Here is a 21057-nt window from a genome sequence, read left to right as displayed (position 1 = left end):
GCTCAGCCGGCGGGCGTGAAGGAGAGGTTGAGCGTGTAGGGGCCGGCGTCCTGCGCGTTGTAGGGCTCGACGAAGATGAACAGCGGCGCGCCGCCGTCGACGGCGATATCGATCCTCTCGTCGCGGCCTTTGTTCTGCTCCTCGATGCACGTCAGCTGACGGCCCGTGCAGCCGGCCCGCACGTAGAAGCCCTGGTCGGTCTCGGAGGACAGCACCACCCTGAGCCTGCCAGCGCCCGGCGGCGTGATCGTGTGGATCCCCTCCCGCATCCCGAGCCGGGTGCAGGTGCTGTCGAACACCATCGTCCCGCTCGTCGTGTCGCCCCGGTTCTCGCCGAGGACGGCCACGGGCGCGTGCGCGCAGAGGTCGTCGAGCTCCCAGGTGCACTCGGCGGAGCAGCCGTCGCCGCTGGCGGTGTTGCCGTCGTCGCACTCCTCGGGCCGGCTGGTGATGCCGTCCCCGCAGGTGGCCGGAGAGAACGAGAGCTCCAGCGTGTACGGCCCTGCGCCAGCGGACGTGACGGTATCGACGAAGATCGGCACCTCCTGGTCCTGGCTCACGACGATCGCGATTTCAGGCCCGGCGCCCGAGGGGGCGGTCTTGTTCTGGCAGGCGAGCTCGGTGGATCCGTCCGCGCACGCCGTGCGGGCGTAGAGGACGTGAGCCCCCGTTCCCGACTGGAGCACGACGCGGAGCGTGCCCGACTGCCCCGGGGGAGGCGTGAACAGGTGGACCTCCTCGGGCCCCACGCCCCCGCAGGTGCCTTCGAACACGCGCGTGCCCAGCGACGTGTCGCCCTCGATCGTCGTCGTCGTCGCCGGCGCTGCGTCCGCGCAGGCTGCGTCGACGAGCGGACGGCAGGTCGCGGCGCAGTCGGTGTCCGCGCAGTCGACGCGATCGTCGCCCTCGTCGTCCTCGCCGTCGGAGCAGTCCGTCTCGCCGAGCTTGCAGAGGCCGTCGAGCGTGTCGCACACGCCGAGCGTCCGGCACTGCGAGCTCTCGGTGCACCCAGGGATGCACGCGGTGCGCCCGCCCCTGACCTCGCTGCACCGGTAGCCATCGCGGCAATCGTCCGGCCCGCTGCACAGAAGGAGGCACAACCCCAGGCCCTCGCCGAAATCTTCACAGACGCCGCCGTTGGAACAGTCTTCCACGGCGGGATCACACTGGCCCGCGCAGGCGCCGGACGGCCATCCCCACTCGCGCTCGGTGATGCAGTAGTCCTCGGGGCAGGCGGCATCGGAGGTGCACGCCGCTCCATAGGGCGTGGCGCTCGCTCCGCCGGAGCCGCCGGTGCCCGTGGGCTCGGAGCCACCCGCGCCGCCGGTGCCCGTGGGCTCGGAGCCACCCGTGCCGCCGGTGCCCGCGGGCTCGGCGCCGCCGGAGCCGCCGGTGCCCGCGGGCTCGGCGCCGCCGGCGCCGCCGGTGCCGGTCGCGCCCGACGCACCGGCGCCGCTGCCCGTGGGCTGGGCGCCGCCGGAGCCGCCGGAGCCACCGGCACCGCCTTCGCCACGTTCGCCGTCATCGCCGCCGCACCCAGCGGTCGTCGAGAGCGCGAGCACAAAGAGACCTGCAACGAGTCGTACGTTCATCCACCCGCTCCACCAGAGAGAGATTGTCGAGACGCGAGGTGCACTCCACCCCACGACGCAGCGCCGCACCATCTTCAGTGCAACGGCTTCGCCTGCCAACCCCGGTTCACGGCATCCGCGTTCGTTGGCGCGCCGCGTTTGCCGCGCGCCGCGCTCGTGATGCGGGGCCCGTGATCCGCGATCCGCGCAGGACAGCGCGCCGTTCCGTGGAGAGAAGGCGTGCGGCGGCGGCGCGCGTAGCATGCGACCTCACGGACACGCTGTCGGAACATGGGGCTTCCGTGACGCCTCCGCGCACGGTCGCCTCCGATGAAGCCCGAGAAAACACTGCTCCTTACAGCGGTGCGGGCGGGCGCGCCGTCTCGGCGGAGGAGGGCTCCGGCGGGCGACCTCAGTAGCGCCCGAACAGCGTGCTGGAGGCCGGCTTGATCGGTGTTGGTGCCGTGCCGCTCGCGACCGGTTTGGGCGCGGTCGTCGTCGGTTGGTTCGGGCGCACCGGCGCCGTCGCGGGTGGGATCGGGCGGCGCGGGGTCAGACGGGCGCCGGGCCGCCGCCGTCCGGCGCCGAAGCCGCCGGCGGCGCCGCTGTGGGCGCGGGCGAAGGCGAGCCTGCGGGTGCAAGCGAGGCAGGCGAGGCCGCGGGCGCGGTGGCCGGCGGCGCGGCCGGCGGCGCGGCCGGCGGCGTGGGGGCGGCCTGGGGCGTGGAGGCGCCGCGCTCGGCGGAGACGGCCGGGAAGCGCTCCGCGGCGGCGGGGTCGTCTCGCTCCAGGTAGCGGCCGAGGTGGAGGAGCTCGACGTACGCGGAGAGCCAGTGGGTGTACGCCCGCTGCCGGAGATCGCGCGGAGAGCCCTTGGCGGAGGTCTCACCGGCGTCGAGGAGCGCGAGCAGCTCGGTCGCGTCGGCCTCGGCCTCGTCCAGGTAGGCCTCCTTGACGGGCGTCTGGCCCTTGATCGCCGGCCAGTGCCGGCGAAACAGCGCGACGAGCCGGACGGTGTCCTCGGCGTCGTCGCGGGTGCCCTTGCCCCGCTGGATGTCGGCGACGATCGCGCTCGCCTCGGGGTCCTTGCGGAAGACCGGCGCGGCCCACGCCGAGAGGAGCTCGTCGTGCTCGCGGACCTTGCGCGCGAGCGCCGCCCGGCGCTCCTTCTGGGCCGACGTCCACGGCGCGTCGACCGCGAGATCCGCGGCGTAGAACACGAGCGCCCGCGGCTCGAGCGCGTCGAGGTCGGCCTTGCGCCTCTTGACCTTGGCCGGGGAGAGCTCCTCGGCGAGCCGCGGCACGAGCGGCGCGAACTCCTGCCGCAGCGCCGCGGTGAGCTGGAGCGCGCGCTCGCGCGAGACGCGCGGCTTCTGTAGCGAGTCCGAGGGGAGCTCGAGCAGCGTCGGCTTCATCTCGGCGAAGAGGTCATTCATTCTCTTGGGTTCAGGGCTCATGTCCGCTCCTGGGTCGATGGGGTGAGGCGTAACCGGAGGACGGTAACGAGCGGAGCACGGTGGGTTCAAGGCGATGGCACGTTCACGACGGTGGTGAGGTGGTTACAGCGTTGCCGGGAATCGACATCAGCGGATCCGGTTTGGCACGAGCGCTCGCTCGCGGGGGCATCGTGGGATGGCCGGGAGAACGACGGCTGGCTCGTGGGGGCATCCTGAGATGGCCGTAGGAGCGACGGCTGGCTCGCGGGGGCATCGTGGGATGGCGGGAGGGGCGGCGGCTGGCTCGCGGGGGCATCGTGGGATGGTGGGAGGAGCGACGGCTGGCTCGCGGGGGCATCGTGGGATGGTGGGAGGAGCGACGGCTGGCTCGCGGGGGCATCCTGGGAATGTGGGAGGTGGGAGGAGCGACGGAGGCGCTGCCGCTGGCGTCAGAAGTGCCATTGCGCGCCGAACACGGCTCCTGCCGGGCCGGTCTCCTGATCGAGCCGCGCCAGGTAATCCTTGAAGTGCGCCACCGCGGTCGCGATCCGGCCCCATTGCGCCTCGCAGGCGGCCAGCGTGAAGGGCGTGCCGGGCTGAGGGTCGATGCGCTCGCTCTCGGCGAGGACCTTGCAGCCTGTCTCGTAGCGGCCCGCCTGCATGTCGGCGAGCCCTCGCTCGAAGAGCGCCTCGGCGGTCGCGATGTCCTGCGCCGCCACAGGCACGGAGAGGGAGAGCAGGCCAACGGCGGTGACGAGCGGGATGGAGCGGCGGAAGCGTGAAAGGACCATGCGCTGTCACTCAGCAGGTAAGAGGAGCTCGGGATACGGGCGCTCGAGGGCAAGGAAACGAACGAACCGTGAGGACGGTGCCATGACGTCCCCATCCGCCTTCGGGGGGTGAGGCCCTTTGGCCGAAGGTGGGGTCTTTTGAACCGCCAAGCGCGCCAGGGACGCCAAGAAAGAACAAAGTCTCGGCGTCTCGTGGCGTCTTGGTGGTTCCATCCGTCCGGCAGGGTGGGGTAGGTCCCCCGCCACGCGCCTTCGCGCGCCTCGCCGGGCCGCAGCTCAGGCCACACGCGGTGTCCGCGGGGAGCAAGGAAGGGGCACGTCGGACCCTCGGCTCATTTGCGCCCCAGCCGCACGGTGGGTATTGGCTGCTGGAGAGGCCGTTGCGGTCGGCTCCGTGCTGGGAGACGGCACGACGTCGGGCGCCGTGTTCGCGGGGGGTGGCTCGCTTCCCGGCCGGCGTACACTCCACGCCGCCCTCTCCTCCGGTCCCAGCGACTCCGACAGCTCCGTCGGCTCCGTTCCCGCCGGTTCCGGCAGCTCCGTCGGCTCCGTTCCCGCCGGTTCCGGCAGCTCCGTCGGCTCCGTTCTCGCCGGTTCCGGCAGCTCCGCCGCTCCCGCCGCCCGCCTCCCCGCCGGTTCCCCCGGGCACCACGTAATAGCCACCCTCCAGCTCAGCCACCCACCCGCACCCGCCCGCCGCCAGCGCCCACCCCGCCCACAGCCATCTCGCGCCCTTCCGCTTCTCCATGCCTTTACTGCCGCCCCGCTCACGATGTCCACCGACGCGCGTCCTCCACCTCATTTCCTCCTGCACCGTTGGACCCTCGACCTGCGCATGCCCGTGCTGCGGCGGTAGTCGGTTCCGAGCGCGAAGGACACCGCCGAGGCGGCACGAACTGGCCGTCCACTCCGCCCTGGCTCACGGCGGCAGCGAGCGGGGCGCGAAGATGGCCGCCGCGGCGCTGCCCGCGCTCCGCGACCTCGATGAGGAGAGGCTCAGGTTCTGTTGCGCTCGGGCGCGACCAGGGCCGCAGAGAAGGGCGCCTCGAAGGAGAGCGTGCCGTGCATCTGCGGCAGCTGCGCGCTCGCACAGGTGGGCCAGAGGGTGCCGAGCATGTCGAGGCCTGAAACGGCACCCGCCGAGCAACATCGGAAGCCCCCGGACCGAGCGAGCCGCCCAGCTGCAAGGCGCGCAGACTCACGCCATTACGCGCAGGCTGCCATCATGATGTCTCTATTTCTGCGGTTCAACATCGATATTTCGAATGCGTTCCTCCTGGAGCGCTGATATCACCTCCGCCGTTGGTCGCCGCGATGGGGGCGCGAAGCACACGTTCGCCGAGGAACCCTCGCGCATTTCCAGAACTCAAGCACATGCGAGCCACCGCACGATGCCGTCCATGGACCACGAGATCCTCGTCGATCTCTTCAAGAACCGCCCGTCGCTCGCCGCCGAGCTCCTCGTCGAGGTGCTGGGCGTCCCGCTGCCGCCACACGCCGGAGCGCGCACCACCTCGATCGATCTCACCCAGATCCAGCCAGCCGAGTACCGCGCCGACGTCGTCGTCCTCTTGCTCGGCGACGAACTCCCCGTCTCGGTGCTCGTCGTCGAGGTCCAGCTCGCCATCGATCCTCGAAAGCGCTTCACCTGGCCCGAGTACACCATGGGGGCACGCGCCATTCACCGGTGCCCGGCCGGCCTGCTCGTCGTCGCTCCCGACCCCGACGTCGCCGCCTGGTGCGCACAGCCCATCGAGACCGGTATTCCTGGCTTCGTCCTGCGCCCGCCCGTGCTGGGGCATGCGGCGGTTCCGATCGTGACGGACACGGCCGAGGCGGCCCGACGCCCCGAGCTGGGCGTGCTCTCCGCCCTCGCGCATGGCGCGGGCGAGCAGGGCGCGAACATCGCCGCCGCCGTGCTGCCCGCCATCCGCGAGCTCGATGAGGACAGGGCCAGGTTCTACGGCGATCTCGCGCTAAATTCCCTGGACGATACGGCCCGGCGGGCCCTGGAGGCGATGGTGAAGGGCTACGAATACCAGAGCGATTTCGCCAAGAAGTACGTCGCGCAGGGGCGCCACGAAGGAGAGCGTGCCATCCTGCTGCGGCTCTTGCGCGCTCGTTTCGGCGAGCTGCCGGAAGCTGCCGTGGCTCGAGTCGAGGGGGCCGAGATCGCCGCGCTCGAGCTCTGGGCCGAGCGGGTGCTCAGCGCGAAGACCCTCGCCGACGTGCTCGACGTGCCGAGCTGAGGACCGTTGCCGGGGAGATCGCCCAACGCACCCGGCACGTTTCCACTCCGTCGCAAGCGTGCTCCGCGGCAACTCAGGCCACGACATTCCGCGGCGTGCGCTCCCTGGCTCCCGTTGAGGTGTTCCCGCTGCGCAGTGCCTTGGCCGGCTCGACGGCGTCCGCCTCCCCGAGGCCTACCGTCGCGCTGCTCTTGAGCGCTGTCGCGCCGCGGCCGCTCCGACCGAGCGTGACGTGTCGCCCGCGGCGCCGGGGTCGGGGCACCCGCTCTCACGCTCTTGCGCACAGGGTTGCGAATTCATCTCTCTTTATCTGCCGTACAGATCGCTTATTTGAAGTGCTTCGCCGTAGGTGAGTTGATATCAAGACCGCCGTGGGCAAGCTTGACGGGTTCGCGAAGCTGACCTTCGCCGAGGACACCCCGCGCGTCACCGACGGCTCCGCCGCATGGCACCGGCCGCCCGAGGTGCGACTCGAGCGCGTTCAGGCCGACGGTTACCTCCGTGTGCTGCGGCCTGACGGCCTCGCTCGTCTCGCCGCGCCCTGGCCGGCGGCGTGCGACCATGACGAGGTGCTCGTCGAGATCAAGATGGCCGGCGACCACGTCGACATCGGCGAGATCAAGCGCGCCACGCTGCGCAGGCTGGCGCGCGAGATCGAGCGCATCTACGCGTGCGAGCCGCTCTGGATGGGCGAAGAGCCGCTCTGGGTCGTCGCTCCCCGCTTGCCGTCGTGGCTGTACGTTGCGCGGGCGCCGGAGCGGTTCTCTCCTGGCTGCTACCGCGTCGGGCCGTCGCCGTTTCAGTTTCTCTGGATCGCCGCCAACGAGCTACCGCTGCGCGACGAGCTCGTGCCGTTCCTGGTGGCTCGCTCCGGACAGGCCCTTGACGAGTTCGCCCGGTGGGTGGCACCGCGGCGGGAGGTGGAATGGGTGATCTCTATGCTAGAGTACCTGCCGATGTCACCGCAGACCCGTGAGGACTTGCTGCGACGCTTCGCTCGCTCCGACGACCCGGAGATCGAGGCGCGCAGGCAGTGGATCCTTCGCGCCTTGCTCGCCGATAGCCCGGAGGTCAAGGCACAGCTCATCCAGGAGGGGATCGAGCAAGGGATCGAGAAGGGGATCGAGAAGGGGATCGAGAAGGGCCAGGAGCAAGGCCGGCTGACGGAAGCGCGCGCGGCGCTCCGCAGGGTCCTGGCGCGGCGTGGGCTTGCGCTCAGCGCGGCGCTCGAGGCCCAGATCGACGCCTGCTCGGAGCCGGCCACGCTGGAGCGATGGCTTGACCAGGCGGTGACCGCGACGAGCGCCGAGCAAGCGCTGGCGTAGCCTCGTGCTCGCGGCTGGCTCCGCATCGACCGCCCACAGGCCCCTCACACCGCCAGGAACTCCCTTGCGATCTCGTCGTCGAACTCCGCCACGCTTCCCCGCCGCACGATCCCCCCGTTATCCATGATGAGGTACTCGCTCGCCGTCGAGAGCGCGAAATCCAAAAACTGCTCCACGAGCAAGATCGCCATGTCCCCCTTCTTCCCGAGCCCCTTGATGACCTCCCCGATCTCCTGCATGATCGACGGCTGGATCCCCTCCGTCGGCTCGTCGAGCAAGAGAAGCTTCGGCTTCCTCAGCAGCACGCGCGCGAGGGAGAGCTGCTGTTGCTGCCCGCCGCTCAGCGTCCCGGCCGCCCGCGCGTGAAACTTCTTGAGGATGGGGAACATCTCCATCATCTCGTCCAGCGCAGCGGGGCTCGGTGTCGGATCGCTCTTCGCCTCGAAGCCCATGAGCAGGTTCTCTCGCACCGTCAGGTAAGGGAAGATCCCTCGCCCCTGCGGCACATAGCCTATCCCCGCGCGCGCCCTGTCGCTCGGTGACCTGGCCGTGAGGTCCGCCCCGTCGAGCGTCACCCTGCCGCGCCGCGGCTTCAGCACGCCCATGATCGCCTTGAGCAACGTCGTCTTGCCGACCCCGTTGCGGCCCAGCAGGCACGACACCCGCCCTGGCGCGACGTCCAGGCTGACCTGCGACAGGATGCAGCTCTCCTCGTAATAGACCGCGAGATCCTCGACAACCAGCATGCTGCTACCGCTCCTCCGCCTGCGCCTCGGCCGGCGCCTTGGCCCCGCCCCGCGCGCGCCCCGCGTCGTGCGCCCGCCCGAGGTAGACCTCGATCACCTTCGAATTCCCCTGGACTTCCTCGACCGGCCCCTCGCACAGCCGCCTGCCGGCGTGCAGCACCGTCACCGTGCTCGCGTAGCGCCGCACGAACTCCATGTCGTGCTCCACCACCAGCACCGACCGCTGCTTCGCGATCTCCTGGACGAGCTCCCCCGTGCGGTCGCGCTCGCGCCGGGTCATCCCCGCCACCGGCTCGTCGAGCAGGAGCAGCTTCGGCTGCTGCACGAGCAGCATGCCGATCTCCAGCCATTGCCGCTCCCCGTGCGCGAGCACCGCGGCCCGCACGTCCGCGCGCCGCCGGAGCCCGACCCGATCGAGCGTCTCGGCGATCTCCCTCTCTTGCGGCGCGGACAGCCCGCGGAGCAGCCCCGGCGCGCTCTCCCGGAAGCCCATCGCCGCCTCCAGGTTCTCGAGCACCGTGAGGCTCCCGAACACCGCCGGCGTCTGGAACTTCCGCCCGATCCCGAGCCGCACCAGGGCGTGCTCCGGCAGGCGATTCACCTCCACGGACTCCTGTCCGGACTCCCCACCTCCGTGGAACACCACTCGTCCGCTCGACGGCTTCGTCTTGCCGGTCAGGATGTCGAGCAGCGTCGTCTTCCCCGCGCCGTTCGGCCCGATCAGGAACCGGAGCTCCCCGCGCTGGATGGAAAAGTCGAGCTCGTCCAGCACCTTGAAGCCGTCGAAGCTCACCGTCACCCGCTGGACCTCGACGATGTTGCCGCGGCTCATCGCGCTGCTCCTCTCCTCGTTTCTGCGTTCGATTCCGCGCTCGTTTCCGCGCTCGTTTCCGTGCTCGCTTCCGCTCATCTCCGCGCCTCCCCCTCAGCGACCGGTCGTCGCTGGCGCCTCTGAGCCCGCCGCCGGGTCGACCTCATCCCCGCCCGCCGGCTCCGCCGCGCCGCCCGTGTCGCGGCGGGAGAGCTTCGCGGCGTGCCGCTGCAGGAAGCCCGAGACGCCCTTCGGGAGCAGCATGACCGACGCCGCGAAGAGCGCGCCGAAGCCGAGCTGCCACACCTCGGGGTACGACTCGCTGAGCGCGCTCTTGCCCAAACTGACCAGGATCGCCCCGACGACCGCGCCGATCAGCGTGCCGCGCCCGCCGACGGCCACCCAGGTCACCATCTCGACCGACGGGATCACGCCCATCGAGGAGGGCGAGATGAGGCCGACCTGGCAGACGAACAGCGCGCCCGCGATGCCCGCCATGCCCGCCGACAGCGCGAACACCAGCGTCTTCAGCGTGACCGGGTTGTAGCCGAGGAAGCGCACCCGGTTCTCGTCGTCCCGCATCGCCACGAGCAGGCGCCCGAAGCGCGACTGGGTGAGCTTCCGGCACAGGAGATAGAGCGCCCCGAGGCAGAAGAGCGTCACGAAATAGAGCACCGTCTGCGTCCCGGTCGCCCCCCGCGCGAAGCCGAAGATCGTCTTCAGGTTCGTGATCCCGTTCGTGCCGCCCGTCATCGCCTGCTGGCCGATGAAGAGGATCGACGCGATCAGCGTGAGCCCCTGGGTGATCAGCGAGAAATACACCCCCTGGACGCGGCTCCGGAAGACGAGATAACCCACCGCGGACGCGATCGCCATCGGCAGGAGGACGACGGCGCAGAGGGCCACGACCGGCGAGCGGAACGGCTCCCAGAAGAGCGGCAGCGCCTCGAGGCCGCTCCAGCTCATGAAATCGGGCAGGCGCGAGCCGGACGTCTCCAGCTTCAGGTACATCGCCATCGCGTAGCCGCCGAGGCCGAAGAAGAGCCCCTGCCCGAGGCTCAGCATCCCGCCGTAGCCCCAGATGAGATCGAGCCCGAGGGCGACGATGGCGTACGTGAGGAACTTGCCGAGCAGGTTCAGGCGGAAATCGGAGAGCACGAGCGGCGCGACGAGGAGCGGGAGCGCCACGGCGAGCGGCGCTCCCCAGGTCCAGACGAAATTGCGAAGGGCGGAGTCTCGAGGGGCCATGTCCATGTCCTCTCCTATCGTGTGCGCAGGGCGAGCAGGCCTGTCGGACGCCACTGCAGGAAGGCGATCACCAGCGCGAACACGAGCGCCTTGCCGAGCGACGCGGTCGTCGAGAGCTCGAGCAGCGTGTTCGCGACGCCGATCACGAGCGCGGCCACCACCGTGCCAGGCAGCCGCCCGAGGCCCCCGAGGATGACCACCATGAAGGCGTCGACGATGTAGTTCGTCCCGAGCGACGGCCCGATCGAGCCGAGCTGCGTCAGCGCGCACCCCGCGATCCCGGCGAGCCCGGCGCCGAGCGCGAACGTCGCGGCGTCGACCCGGCGCGAGCGGACGCCGAGGCACGAGGCCATCTCGCGGTTCTGCATGACCGCCCGCAGCCGCCTGCCGCCCGCGGAGCGGTGCAGGTACGTGTAGACGGCGGCGATGCACGCGATCACGAGCGCGATGAGGAAGACCCGCTTGTAAGGCAGCTGCACGCCGCCCGACAGGGCCACGCCGCCGCTCAGCCACGATGGGCTCGAGACCTGCACGTTGGACGCGCCGAACAGGCTCCGCGCGGCCTGCTGCAGCACGAGCCCGACCCCCCATGTGGCGAGCAGCGTGTCGAGCGGCCTGCCGTAGAGGAAGCGAACCATCGTGAGCTCGAGCAGGAGCCCGAGCACGCCGGCCACGAGGAACGAGGCCGGCAGCGCGAGCAGGAACCAGAGCCCGGCCTCGGTCCCCCCGACGAGCGGCGCGACGTGGTGCCCGATGACGTACGTCGTGTAGGCCCCCGCCATGATGAACTCGCCGTGGGCCATGTTGATCACGTTCATGAGCCCGAAGGAGAACGCGAGGCCCATCGAGATGAGCAGGAGGATCGAGCCCAGGCTCAGGCCGTTGAAGGCGTGGAGTAGAACTTCGTTCATTCTAGAGCACCCAACCGATCGAGACGCCGCGCACAGTGAGGTTCGAGCCGCGGAGGCGCGGAGGGCGTCCTGACGAGGCCCCGCGCCCTCCGCGGCTCCGTGATCCGGGCTTCAGGCTTCGCGCTCGCGCCCCGCTACTTCGCGGCCAGCTCCTTCGCCCAGGGATACGCGCTCAGGTACGGATCCGGCTGGACCGGCTTGCCCGAGCTCCACACCTCGTCGATGAGGCCGTCCTGCCGGACCGCGCCGATGCGGACCGTCTTCCAGGTGTGCTGGTTCTTCCCGTCGAGCCGGACCAGGCCCTCGGGCGCGTTGTACTCGATGCCTCCGGCCTTCACGGCCTCCTTCACCTTGGCGACCTCGGTCGACTTCGCCTTCTCGACGGCCATCTTCCACAGGTAGACCCCGAAGTAGCCCGCCTCGATGGGGTCGTCCGTGACGCGCGTGGCGCCGTATTTGGCCTTGTACGCGTCGACGAACTTCTTGTTCTCGGGGGTGTCCGTGGTCTGGTAGTAGTTCCACGAGACGAGGTGTCCGGCGATGTTGTCGGCGCCGATGCCGCGCACCTCCTCCTCGGCGACGCTCACCGAGAGGACCGGCAGCTTGTCGGCGGTGTAACCGGCGTCCTTGAACTGCTTGAAGAACGCCACGTTGCTGTCGCCGTTCAGCGTGTTGAAGATCGCGTCGGGCTTGGCCGCGCTGATCTTGGTGATGATCGTGCTGACCTCGGTCCCGCCGAGGGGCAGGTACTCCTCGCCGGCGAGCTCGCCGCCCTTCGACGCGAGCTGCGCCTTGATGATCTTGTTGGCCGTGCGCGGAAAGACGTAGTCGGAGCCGAGCAGGTAAATGCGCTTCTTGCCCTTCTCGAGCAGGTAGTCGACCGCGGGGACGATCTGCTGGCTCGGCTCGGCGCCGGTGTAGAAGATGTTGGGCGACTGCTCCAGCCCCTCGTACTGGACCGGGTAGAAGAGCAGGCCGTTCAGCTCCTCGAACGAGGGCAGCATCGCCTTGCGGCTGGCGCTGGTCCAGCCGCCGAACACGACCGCCACGGCGTCCTGCTGCACGAGCTTCCTGGCCTTCTCGTTGAACGTGGGCCAGTCGCTGGCGCCGTCCTCGACCACGGGCACGAGCTGCTTGCCGAGCACGCCGCCCGCCTTGTTGATCTCCTCGATGGCGAGCAGCGTCGCGTCCTTCACGGCCACCTCGCTGATCGACATGGTGCCGCTCAGCGAGTGGAGCACGCCGACCTTGATGGAGCCGCTGTCCGAGGCGGGCGCCCCGGGCGCCGCCCCGGGCGCGGGAGCCTCGTCGTTCGCCTTGTCGCAGGCAGAGAGCAGGGCCGCGCCGGCGAGCGCCGCCATCGCGACGCAGAGCGCCCGCCGCCGAGAGGTGCCCGCCGCCGGCCGATCCTCAACGTCCAACCCAGACGTGTACATATTCAACGCATCCTCCTTGGGTGCCGAGGGCGCGTCCAATGCCCTGCATCGACGCGGCGCGGCGATTCGACTGCACAAGAGCCGTTGGGAGTTCGGGAGCCGGCCAGTGGAGACTCCCGGCTGGACACACCCGATGGACGCCCTGCGCAGCAGAACGCGGTCCCCGGACAAGGGCCAGCCACACGACGTCGTGGTGAAAGGCCTTATGCCGAGTGCCATGTTTCGTCGAGGTTTCGTCGACGTGAAATGTCGCCCGGCCGGCAGGCGCCGTGCATTTTCCGCGGGCCGTTTGGATTGCTGACCACAAAGCGCGGCGAGCGATCCATCGTTGTTCTCGTTCCGCTCGAGTTTTCGCCCCGGTCACGGCTCCGGGGGGATGCGCCGCACGCGAGGGCGAGGGCGAGGGCGAGGCGCGCGGGGCGTCGAGCGTGGGGCGCCGTTGGGCGCGACCTCGCCCGGGGTCGTCACGCGCGATGTCGCTTGAGCCGACACGGTGTGGGGCGCTCTGGCCGCTGCGCGCACGAGCGCTGCGAGCTCCGGCGCTGTTGGGAGCTGTGACGAGCTGAGGCGAGCTGAGACAACAAGGTGTGCTCTCCAGTGCAGTAAAAAACTTGTATCAAGAGCGGCAAATGGCGAGTACACTGGTGGATGCTGTCTGCGCCCTGTGCTCGGTCGACACGGAGGGCAGGCGGGGTGGAGCCTATGAGAAGCACGAATCACTTGCCCGGCGAGACGGATGGCCGATCCTCGAGCGGCGGAGCGGCGCCGGACGGCGTCGCGGCCGGGCCGCGGGACGAGAACTCGGTGGTGATCTCCCTGAGCGCGCTGCTCGCGGTGGAGAAGGACGCCTCCACCAAGAGCGGCGCGCGGGCCGATCACGGCGCGAGGAGCGCCGGGATGGAGGATGGCCACGGGTCCGCCGCTGGCGACGGAGAGCGCAGCAGCTACCTGGAGATCTTTCCGTTCGGCGTGCCTTCCGAGCTGCCGGCGTTCAGGCCGCCGGATCTCACGCCCGTGCCCTCCGAGGTCCCGATCGACCTGCGCCCGCCGCGCGCGCGGCGGGCGGCGGGCGTGCGCTACGGCATCGCGGGCGTCCTCGGGGCGGCGGTCGTCGCCGGCGCGGTGTGGCTCGGCGCCCCGCGCGAGACGCTCCAGGCGGCCGCGCAGCCCGGCGTGCGGCACGCGGCGAGCGCGGCGCTGGCGCAGCTGCCGAAGGTGGAGGCAAAGGCCGCGGCCGCGCCCGCCGAGGCGCCTCCGGCCAAGAAGAAGAAGGGCGACAAGGCGCGCGAGCGCGGGGCGAAGGCCCCGCCCGCCGCCCCCGCGGCCGGGGGCAAGGCGCCGGCGAAGCGCGCCGCGGAGAGCAGTCGACCGGCGGCCGCCGCGCCGGCGGCGAGCCCGGGCGGCGCGCGTGCAGCGGGCGACCCCTGCAAAGGCGACCTCGACTGCGCCATGCGGCGCGCCGCGGGCGGCTCGTAACACCGCCTGCGCAAGCAAAAGGGCCGAGAGCTCGCCGCCGCTCCATCGAGATCTGGATCGTTCGGGGCGCGACAGGCCACCAGCGAGCTCTGGTGGGCGCCTCCTGTCTCCCCCTCGCCGTTGAGGTCGCCCGCGCGCCCAGCGCGTTCCCCTGGAGCAGGTTATCCACGCGGAGCCGCTTGATCTCCCGCACCTGCCCTGTGCTAGGGTCTGCTCCTGTTGCACAAAAATGCTGACAACCGATCTGTCCCGGCGGATTGCGCGCACATTGTGCAGAGACATGCGTGCTCCTCGTGCGACCGCTTGGGGCGTAGAGGCGCAGCTGTAGGCACGAAGCAGATACCATCACGTAAAATTCTGGTGTAGGAACAGCGCCCGGCGCCGACGGTGGCGTTGAAGTGCACAGGAAGCGTGGTCCGGCGACGTCGCTCGACGTGTAATGCCGAGTTACGAGCCGCGCGGCGCGACCCTACTCGTCTGGAGGTGGATTCATGAAAGCTTTCGGTTTTGCAGCGATCCTGATCAGCGTGGGTATGATGGCGGCCTGTACGGTCACGAGCGGTGATGGCGACACGAGCGGCGACGGCGGCTCGGGCGCGTCGGGCTCGACCACCACGTCGTCGACCACCACGGGCGAGGGCGGATCAGGCGGGACGGGCGGGGGCGAGGGCGGCGCGGGCACGGGCGGGGGCGAGGTGTGCGCCGACGCCGGGTCCGAAGACGAGTGCTTGGACTGCTGTGATGCGACGTACGCGGACGAGCTGGAGGCCCTCGCGGTTCACGGGTTCCAGCAGTGCGGTTGCGCGGCTGACGCCGCGTGCGCCAGCGTGTGCGATACCACCGATGCCACGAGCGACGTCTGCAACGATGACGGCACCATCAACCTGGACGCGAACAACGCCGACTGCCTGTCGTGCCTGAATGACCTCCTCGAGGCCGGGGAGGATGCCTGCATCGAGGCCCTCGCGGCCGCCTGCGAAGACGATGCGGCGTGCAGCCCGTACCTCGAGTGCCAGAACACCTGCCCGTGATGGCTCTCAGGCGCCGTGCCGGCGTCGTGCGCCATCGATCCTGAGGTGATCCGAGCCGGCCGGGCAGGACAGGCGATCTCGTCGAGATCGCCTGTCCTGTTTTGTCGCGTACCGTCCTGCCAGCGACCATCGAGGGGCGCGCGCCGAGCAGCCTTCTGCGATGAGCGGTCCTGCCGGATGCGAGCCTGCCAGGGATCGCCGGCGCCCTACGGCGAGAGCCGCACCACCAGGATGTCGGACGAGGTCGACTGCGCCGTGGCGCCGTCGAGGTCCACGCTGCCCTCCACGGTCCCGGCGAGCAGGACGTGGTCCACGAACGACGCGACCCCCGCCGCGGACCGGCGCCCGCCGCTGCTCCCGGCGCCCGGGCCGAGCCGCTTGCTCCAGACGTGGCGCCCCCCGGCGTCGAACCGCGCCACGACGATGTCGCTGCCGCCGCCGGCGCCGTCGAGCGGCCCCCCGCCGACGTGGGTCGGGCCATCGACGTCGCCCGCCAGGACGAGCCCGCCGTCCGCCTCGAGCGCGAGGCGCGGCGGTCGCTCCGCGGGGTAAGCCAGGCTGAAGCGGTGCTCTCGCGCAGGCCCGAGCTCGGCCACGAACGCCGACATCCGCTCCGAGAACAGCTCGCCGCCGCCCAGATCGAGGATCCCGTCGAAGGTCCCGCTCAGCGCGATGGCGCCGTCCGGCCCGATCTCGATGTCGCCGCCGCGCTGCTGGCGGCCGTCTCCGAAGGCCAGCGACGCGACGTGCTCGCCGCCCTCGCCGAGCTTGGCCAGGAACACGTCGGTCATCCCCCTGGACAGGAGCCGGGGCGCGTCGTCGCCGAGCTGGAGCTCGCCGTCGAAGGTCCCTGTCATGAGCACGTCCCCGCGCGGGTCCACCGCCACTCCCGTCGGCTCCTGGTTCCCCGCGCCGCGGAGCTCCCGCCTCCAGAGCAGCTCGCCCGACGTGTCGAGCTTGGCCACCGCCACGTCGGTCCCGCCGGGGTCCATCAGCGTCGACACGACAACGAACTCGCCCCGCACCGAGACCGCGATGTCCTGCGGGCTGCCAAGGAGCACCGCGCTCCACTGCGGCTCGCCCCAGTGGTCCAGCTTGATCACGAACCCCAGCGGGGCGTCGGCCGTGAGCCCCACGTCGTTCATCTTCCCCACGAGCTCGCCCGTGATCGCGACATTGCCCTCGAGATCCACCGCGAGCGCCTGCAGCGAGCCTCGCCCCTCGGTGACGAACCGGCGCATCCACGCCACGGTGCCGTCCGGATCGAGCCGCGCGACGAAGACGTCCTGCTCGGCGCCGGTCGCGAACTGCCCCGCGCCGAGGACGAGGGAGCCCGCGAACTCGCCGCCCAGGATCGCGGAGCCCCGGGGGCCCGCCGCGAGCGCGCGCGCCCGCTCGTGGCCCGGGCCGCCGAGGAGGGCGCCGAGCGGTCCGCCGGGGAGCACCGCGCCGCAGTCCCATGCGCCGTTGCAGTCCTCGTCGGCCGGCGTTGCGCAGTCCTCGACCCGCGGCGTGACCTCGCCGGCGCAAGCGCCCCACCGGCTGTCGAGCCCGCACGTCCGTTGTCCGGCGCGGCACGCGCCGACGCCCACGGTGCCCGGCGGCCCTCCGTACGGGCACGGCTCGACGGTCCCGGGGGCGCAGGCGCAGACGGCGCCGCCGCCGTCGGCCGCGGGATCCTCTGGCCGGCCGCCGTCGCCGTCCGCCTCGTCGATCGCGCCGTCGCAGTCGTCGTCGGCCGCGTTGCCGCAGCGCTCCGGCGCAGGCGTGACCTCGCCCTCGCAGGGGCCGTAGCCGTCGCCGGCGGCGTTGCACCGCATGAGGCCGGTCTGGCAGGCGCCGACCCCCTTGGTCGCCGGCGGCCCGCTGTAGCAGGCGATGGTCGAGAGCGGCGCGCAGCCCTCCTCCACGAGGATGCCGTCCTCGAGCCCGAGCAGCGCGTTGCAGCCGGCGCAGCCGAGCGCCGCGAGGGTGAACCGCAGGCCGAGCCCGGCCGAGCCGCGCGCGCCCACGTCAATAACTCCCGCCCACGACGAGGGAGAACCCGCCGGGGCCGGCGGCGGCCGCCGCCGTGGCGCGGCGCGAGGGCGGGCCGGCGGCGCTGGGCGGGGCCGTCCAGAGGAGCAGGCCGGCCGCGAGCAGCGCGGCGGTGCCGGTCGAGAACGCGATCGTCGAGGCGGTGCCGGCCTTCTGCGCGTCCTCGCGCAGCGAGACCCCGACGGCGTCGCAGCGGCTCCGCGCGTCGCAGTGGCCGCGGTTCGAGGCGTCCCTGCGGGCGATCGCCTCGGCGCCGAACACGGCGCCAAGGCCGAGCCCGACGAGGCCGGCGCCGCCGGTCGCCAGCGCGATCAGGCGCTGCGCGCGCCCTGCGCCGGCGCCGCCTCCGCGCTCGTCGATGGGCGGGACGGGAGGCGCCTGCGTCCTCTGGCCCTTCGGCGCGGCGGCGAGCGCGCGCGGGGGCGGCTCTTGCGCCAGGAGGAGGGGCACGTCGATGATGACGACGCCCGCGCCGTCGGGCGGGACGACGCGCTCGACCGACCAGCGCTTCCTGCCGGGCGCCTGCGCCTCGATCGTGTGCGTCCCCGGGTCGACCGGGAGCGCCTGTCCCCACTGGGAGGGCAGGAGCAGCACGCCGTTGCGACGGATCTCGAGCCCCGGCGCGGCGCTGCCGGGGGGCACGGCGATCGCCATCCGCGAGAGCCGCGGCTCGAGCGCGGCCGCGAGCGCGGCCGCGCGCGCGGCGCGGGGGTCTCCCGCGCTCTTCGCGATGGCCGCGGTCTCGCTGAAGACGTTCCAGGCGCCCGCGGTCCTGCCTGTGCGCGCGAGGCACTCGCCGAGCCGCAGGAGGAGGTTGAGGGCGGTCGGATCGAGCGTCCGGCCCTGCTCGAGCATGGCACACGCCTCGGCGACGCGGCCCGCCTCGAGCAGGCGCGTCGCGGCCTGATAGAGCGCGAGCACCTGCTCCTTGTGCCCGCCCGGCTGTCCCGGGTTGGGGCTGGCCTGTCCCAGGTTGAGCCGTCCCGGGTTGAGCTGTCCCGGGTTGGGGCTGGGCTGTCCCAGGTTGGGCTGTCCCGGGTTGGGGCTGGGCTGTCCCGGGTTGAGCCGTCCCGGGTTGGGTTTGGCCTGTCCCAGGTTGAGCTGTCCCAGGTTGAGCTGTCCCGGGTTGGGGCTGGGCTGTCCCAGGTTGGGCTGTCCCGGGTTGGGGCTGGGCTGTCCCGGGTTGAGCCGTCCCGGGTTGGGTTTGGCCTGTCCCAGGTTGAGCTGTCCCAGGTTGAGCTGTCCCAGGTTGGGGCTCGTCTGTGCCGTGTCGGACTGCGCCGGACCGGGCTCGCCGGCCTCGCCGCTCGCCGGCGCGAGCGACAGCGACACGGCCGCGAGGGCGGCCGCGAGCCCGCGCGGGCGCGAGCAGCAGGGGATCTTCGGCAGGGCTCCTCGGGGCATGGCGATCACCACGGGCTGTCCAGCGCGCCCGCTGGCGTCGCGGCTTCAGCGCCGCTGCCGGGCGCTGCCACGAGGGACGGCGCGCCTGCCGCCGCGCCCCGGGCGGGCGCCGGCGCATCCGCCGCCGCCCGCACCGCGGCGCCGGCGGCGGGCGCCGCCGAGGACCCGGACGCGTGCGCCCCGCGCGCCGGCGCGCGCTGCGGACTCCCCGCGTTCGCCCGCGCGGGCGGCGCGGTCCTCGTGGACAGGACGGCGCCGGCTCCGCTGCGCGCGGCCGGGCGCGCGCCTCTGGCGTCGGCCAGGGGCGCGTCGCACGCGCTGGCAGCGCCGTCGTGCAGCGCACCTCCGGCCGCGTCCTCGGGCCCCTGGAACGACCTGGCTGCCACCGCGTTCCCCTTCGGCCCCGCGGCGAGCCCCTGCGGCACCCCCGCGAGGTGCTGCGCACCGGCGCCGTCGGCCCAGGTCAATCCCGCTGCCCGCGGCCACCCGGGCGACAGGAGGATCGCGGCCAGCGTGGCGCTCGCGGAGACGGCGCCGGCCGTGGCCGCCAGCCAGGTTCGCCTGGGGCGGCGGCCCTCGCGCCTCGTCTCGGCCGGCCCGGAGGCCGTCGTGGGCGGCCGAGCGGAGGTCGCAGCCGGCCGAGCGGAGGTCGCGGCCGGCCGAGCGGAGGTCGCGGCCGGCCGCGCGGCGGTCGTGGGCGGCCCATCGTCCAGCCACGTGAACGTCGGTTGGCTCCGGTGCACCCCCGTGGGCAGCGTCGCGTCGGGCGCTCCGCGCAGCGCGAACGGCGCGAGCGCGGCGGCGAGCTCGCGGGCCGAGGACGGGCGGCGCGTCCGGTCCTTCTCGAGGCAGCGCATCACGATCTCCTCGAACCCCTCGGGCAGATCGGCGCACGCGTTCCGGAGCGGCCGGGGCGCCTTCTCCGACACGACCAGCACGAACTGCTCCAGCGTCTCCGCGCCGAACGGCAGCGTGCCGCTCACGAGCTGGTACAGCACGACCCCGAGCGCCCACAGATCCGCGCGCAGATCGATGTCCTTGGGCGTCAGCATCTGCTCTGGCGCCATGTAGCGGCGGGAGCCCATGACCGACCGCGCCGTCGTCATCTCGAGCCCGTCGTGCTCCGGCTTCGCGCTCGTGAACTTCGCGACGCCGAAGTCGAGCACCTTGAGGAGCGGCGTGCCGTCGGTCCGGTACGTCAGGAACAGGTTCGCGGGCTTGAGGTCCCGGTGCACCATCCCGAGCGCGTGCGCCTCGGTCAGGGCAACGCAGGCCTGACGGACGTACTCGGCCGCCTCGTCGATCGGCAGCCGTCCGCGGCGCTCCAGGATCGAGCGGAGATCGTTGCCCGACAGGTGCTCCATCACGATGTACGGCACCGGCAGCACCATCCCCGGCCTCGGGGCGAGCGCGCCCAGGTCGTAGATCCGCGGCACGTGCTCCGTCTTCATCCGGAACATCCCGCGCGCCTCGCGCTGGAACCGCCTCAGCAGCGCCGCGTTGCCGCAGTGCTCCGGCCGCATGAATTTGACGGCCACCAGCTCGCCCAGCGACAGGTGCCGCGCCGCGACGACGGCCCCCATCCCGCCGATGCCGAGAGGCCGCTCGACCCGGTAGCGGTCTGCGATGACCTCGCCGCAGTGCACGGGCACCACTCCCTCTTCATCGCTCACCACGCGCCCCCCCCACTCCGTCGCTCTGAGATTGCAGACCGGCCAGCCACGATCTCGGACCGGATGGTTCCTTGCAGGGCCGCGCTCGACGCGCTCGCCGCAGGTCTCTGGTGAGATTCGATTCTCCGGAGAGGCGATACGTCGCGTCGTCTGTCGAATTTTCCGGCGCTCCTGTGGGCGCGTGGAGGTGCGCTTCATCTGCTGAGGGCGTTCCGACGGCGTCTCCGCCCTGCACGCGTCGTCGCGCCGGAGGCCGTGATGGGTCGCGCCGAAGGGCGCGTTGGATTGAAGTGTCCCGGTTCCTTTCTGCCGTCCTCTGCGATACAGACGTGCCGTGTCGGCCTCTGCCGCCCTGGTCTGCCGCGGCCTGGTGAAGCGTTATGGGGACGTCGTGGCCGTGAACGGGCTCGACCTCGATGTGCGGCGCGGCGAGTGCTTCGGCCTGCTCGGCCCGAACGGCGCGGGCAAGACGACCACGGTGGAGATCCTCGCGGGGCTGACCCGCCCCGACGCCGGCGAGGTCGAGGTGCTGGGCGAGCGCTGGGTGGGGGACGGCATCGCGCTGCGCGCCCGGCTCGGCATCCAGCTCCAGGAGACGCGCTTCCCGGACAAGCTCCGGGTCGGCGAGGTGATCGCGCTGTTCCGCAGCTTCTGCCCGCGCGTCATCGCGCCGGAGCAGGCGCTGCGCCGCGTGGCCTTGCAGGCCTCGACCCCGCGTCGCGCCGTCAGAGAGGGCCATCGCGCGGTGCGCGAGCTCACCGGCGCACGCTGTGCGCCGATCGATGCCTCGCTCCGCGAGCATGTCAGTCAACCTGCGTCGAGGTGGCGGCGCAGTCCTCGTGCGGCTCGCATGATCCTACCGTGTGTCCATATTTTCTGTTCGAGACATTGACCTTCCAAAGTGGCGCGGTCCT

The 21057-nt window shown here is 71.8% G+C and carries 16 protein-coding genes; 5 read left to right on the top strand and 11 right to left on the bottom strand.

What is annotated here, in order from left to right:
- Positions 1–2: 2 nt before the first annotated feature.
- The 3 genes from WMF27_RS27765 to WMF27_RS27755 form a co-directional block, all read right to left on the bottom strand.
- On the bottom strand, positions 3–1592 hold the full coding sequence (locus WMF27_RS27765; protein WP_437765844.1) for a DUF4215 domain-containing protein: 1590 nt from the start codon (positions 1590–1592) through the stop codon (positions 3–5).
- A gap of 531 nt (positions 1593–2123) precedes the next feature.
- On the bottom strand, positions 2124–3026 hold the full coding sequence (locus WMF27_RS27760; protein WP_437943130.1) for a hypothetical protein: 903 nt from the start codon (positions 3024–3026) through the stop codon (positions 2124–2126).
- Positions 3027–3454: 428 nt separating this feature from the next.
- Positions 3455–3796, bottom strand: coding sequence for a hypothetical protein (locus WMF27_RS27755; RefSeq protein ID WP_437943129.1), 342 nt, complete (start codon positions 3794–3796; stop codon positions 3455–3457).
- A gap of 1400 nt (positions 3797–5196) precedes the next feature.
- Here WMF27_RS27755 and WMF27_RS27750 point away from each other — a divergent pair.
- Together WMF27_RS27750 and WMF27_RS27745 are read left to right on the top strand one after the other, a co-directional pair.
- Positions 5197–6045, top strand: a complete 849-nt coding sequence (locus WMF27_RS27750; protein ID WP_437765847.1) for a DUF4351 domain-containing protein — start codon at positions 5197–5199, stop codon at positions 6043–6045.
- 371 nt (positions 6046–6416) lie between these two features.
- Positions 6417–7370, top strand: a complete 954-nt coding sequence (locus tag WMF27_RS27745) for a hypothetical protein (protein WP_437765848.1) — start codon at positions 6417–6419, stop codon at positions 7368–7370.
- 44 nt (positions 7371–7414) lie between these two features.
- Here WMF27_RS27745 and urtE read toward each other — a convergent pair whose 3' ends face one another.
- The 5 genes from urtE to urtA form a co-directional block, all read right to left on the bottom strand.
- On the bottom strand, positions 7415–8116 hold the full coding sequence (gene urtE / locus WMF27_RS27740; RefSeq protein WP_437765849.1) for an urea ABC transporter ATP-binding subunit UrtE: 702 nt from the start codon (positions 8114–8116) through the stop codon (positions 7415–7417).
- Positions 8117–8120: 4 nt separating this feature from the next.
- A complete protein-coding gene (urtD, locus tag WMF27_RS27735; RefSeq protein WP_437765850.1) occupies positions 8121–8948 on the bottom strand; it encodes an urea ABC transporter ATP-binding protein UrtD in 828 nt (275 codons plus the stop codon).
- A 93-nt stretch (positions 8949–9041) separates the two neighbouring features.
- Positions 9042–10175, bottom strand: a complete 1134-nt coding sequence (gene urtC / locus WMF27_RS27730; RefSeq protein ID WP_437765851.1) for an urea ABC transporter permease subunit UrtC — start codon at positions 10173–10175, stop codon at positions 9042–9044.
- A 14-nt stretch (positions 10176–10189) separates the two neighbouring features.
- Positions 10190–11086, bottom strand: a complete 897-nt coding sequence (gene urtB / locus WMF27_RS27725) for an urea ABC transporter permease subunit UrtB (protein WP_437765852.1) — start codon at positions 11084–11086, stop codon at positions 10190–10192.
- A gap of 134 nt (positions 11087–11220) precedes the next feature.
- Entirely contained in the window at positions 11221–12522 is a 1302-nt protein-coding gene (gene urtA / locus WMF27_RS27720) for an urea ABC transporter substrate-binding protein (RefSeq protein ID WP_437765853.1), read from the bottom strand.
- A gap of 702 nt (positions 12523–13224) precedes the next feature.
- Between urtA and WMF27_RS27715 the strand changes: the two genes are divergently transcribed.
- Together WMF27_RS27715 and WMF27_RS27710 are read left to right on the top strand one after the other, a co-directional pair.
- Positions 13225–13998, top strand: coding sequence for a hypothetical protein (locus WMF27_RS27715; protein WP_437765854.1), 774 nt, complete (start codon positions 13225–13227; stop codon positions 13996–13998).
- A 491-nt stretch (positions 13999–14489) separates the two neighbouring features.
- Entirely contained in the window at positions 14490–15029 is a 540-nt protein-coding gene (locus WMF27_RS27710; RefSeq protein ID WP_437765855.1) for a hypothetical protein, read from the top strand.
- Positions 15030–15235: 206 nt separating this feature from the next.
- Here WMF27_RS27710 and WMF27_RS27705 read toward each other — a convergent pair whose 3' ends face one another.
- Genes WMF27_RS27705 through WMF27_RS27695 form a run of 3 tightly spaced genes read right to left on the bottom strand, consistent with a single transcriptional unit; the run spans position 15236 to position 20116 of the window.
- Entirely contained in the window at positions 15236–17041 is a 1806-nt protein-coding gene (locus tag WMF27_RS27705; protein ID WP_437765856.1) for a hypothetical protein, read from the bottom strand.
- A 1-nt stretch (position 17042) separates the two neighbouring features.
- Positions 17043–18470 (bottom strand): tetratricopeptide repeat protein, encoded by a 1428-nt coding sequence (locus WMF27_RS27700; RefSeq protein WP_437943128.1) that lies wholly within the window; start codon positions 18468–18470, stop codon positions 17043–17045.
- A 5-nt stretch (positions 18471–18475) separates the two neighbouring features.
- Entirely contained in the window at positions 18476–20116 is a 1641-nt protein-coding gene (locus WMF27_RS27695) for a protein kinase domain-containing protein (protein WP_437765858.1), read from the bottom strand.
- Between the two features lie 361 nt (positions 20117–20477).
- Here WMF27_RS27695 and WMF27_RS27690 point away from each other — a divergent pair, with 361 nt between their 5' ends.
- Positions 20478–21035, top strand: a complete 558-nt coding sequence (locus tag WMF27_RS27690) for an ATP-binding cassette domain-containing protein (RefSeq protein ID WP_437765859.1) — start codon at positions 20478–20480, stop codon at positions 21033–21035.
- Positions 21036–21057 lie beyond the last annotated feature (22 nt).

Origin of the sequence: Sorangium sp. So ce281 (assembly GCF_051527395.1) — a bacterium.
Taxonomy (GTDB): domain Bacteria; phylum Myxococcota_A; class Polyangia; order Polyangiales; family Polyangiaceae; genus Sorangium; species Sorangium cellulosum_B.
The sequence above is the reverse complement of the archived record's forward strand: the minus strand, read 5'-3'. Positions and strand labels throughout refer to the sequence as shown.

Bases quoted from the DNA above. Each gene is read 5' to 3' on its own strand.
- urtE (WP_437765849.1), bottom strand. From the start codon at position 8,116: ATGCTGGTTGTCGAGGATCTCGCGGTCTATTACGAGGAGAGCTGCATC.
- WMF27_RS27765 (WP_437765844.1), bottom strand. From the start codon at position 1,592: ATGAACGTACGACTCGTTGCAGGTCTCTTTGTGCTCGCGCTCTCGACG.
- WMF27_RS27755 (WP_437943129.1), bottom strand. From the start codon at position 3,796: ATGGTCCTTTCACGCTTCCGCCGCTCCATCCCGCTCGTCACCGCCGTT.
- urtB (WP_437765852.1), bottom strand. From the start codon at position 11,086: ATGAACGAAGTTCTACTCCACGCCTTCAACGGCCTGAGCCTGGGCTCG.
- urtD (WP_437765850.1), bottom strand. From the start codon at position 8,948: ATGAGCCGCGGCAACATCGTCGAGGTCCAGCGGGTGACGGTGAGCTTC.
- WMF27_RS27710 (WP_437765855.1), top strand. From the start codon at position 14,490: ATGAAAGCTTTCGGTTTTGCAGCGATCCTGATCAGCGTGGGTATGATG.
- urtC (WP_437765851.1), bottom strand. From the start codon at position 10,175: ATGGCCCCTCGAGACTCCGCCCTTCGCAATTTCGTCTGGACCTGGGGA.
- WMF27_RS27760 (WP_437943130.1), bottom strand. From the start codon at position 3,026: ATGAGCCCTGAACCCAAGAGAATGAATGACCTCTTCGCCGAGATGAAG.
- WMF27_RS27700 (WP_437943128.1), bottom strand. From the start codon at position 18,470: ATGCCCCGAGGAGCCCTGCCGAAGATCCCCTGCTGCTCGCGCCCGCGC.
- WMF27_RS27715 (WP_437765854.1), top strand. From the start codon at position 13,225: ATGAGAAGCACGAATCACTTGCCCGGCGAGACGGATGGCCGATCCTCG.
- urtA (WP_437765853.1), bottom strand. From the start codon at position 12,522: ATGTACACGTCTGGGTTGGACGTTGAGGATCGGCCGGCGGCGGGCACC.
- WMF27_RS27750 (WP_437765847.1), top strand. From the start codon at position 5,197: ATGGACCACGAGATCCTCGTCGATCTCTTCAAGAACCGCCCGTCGCTC.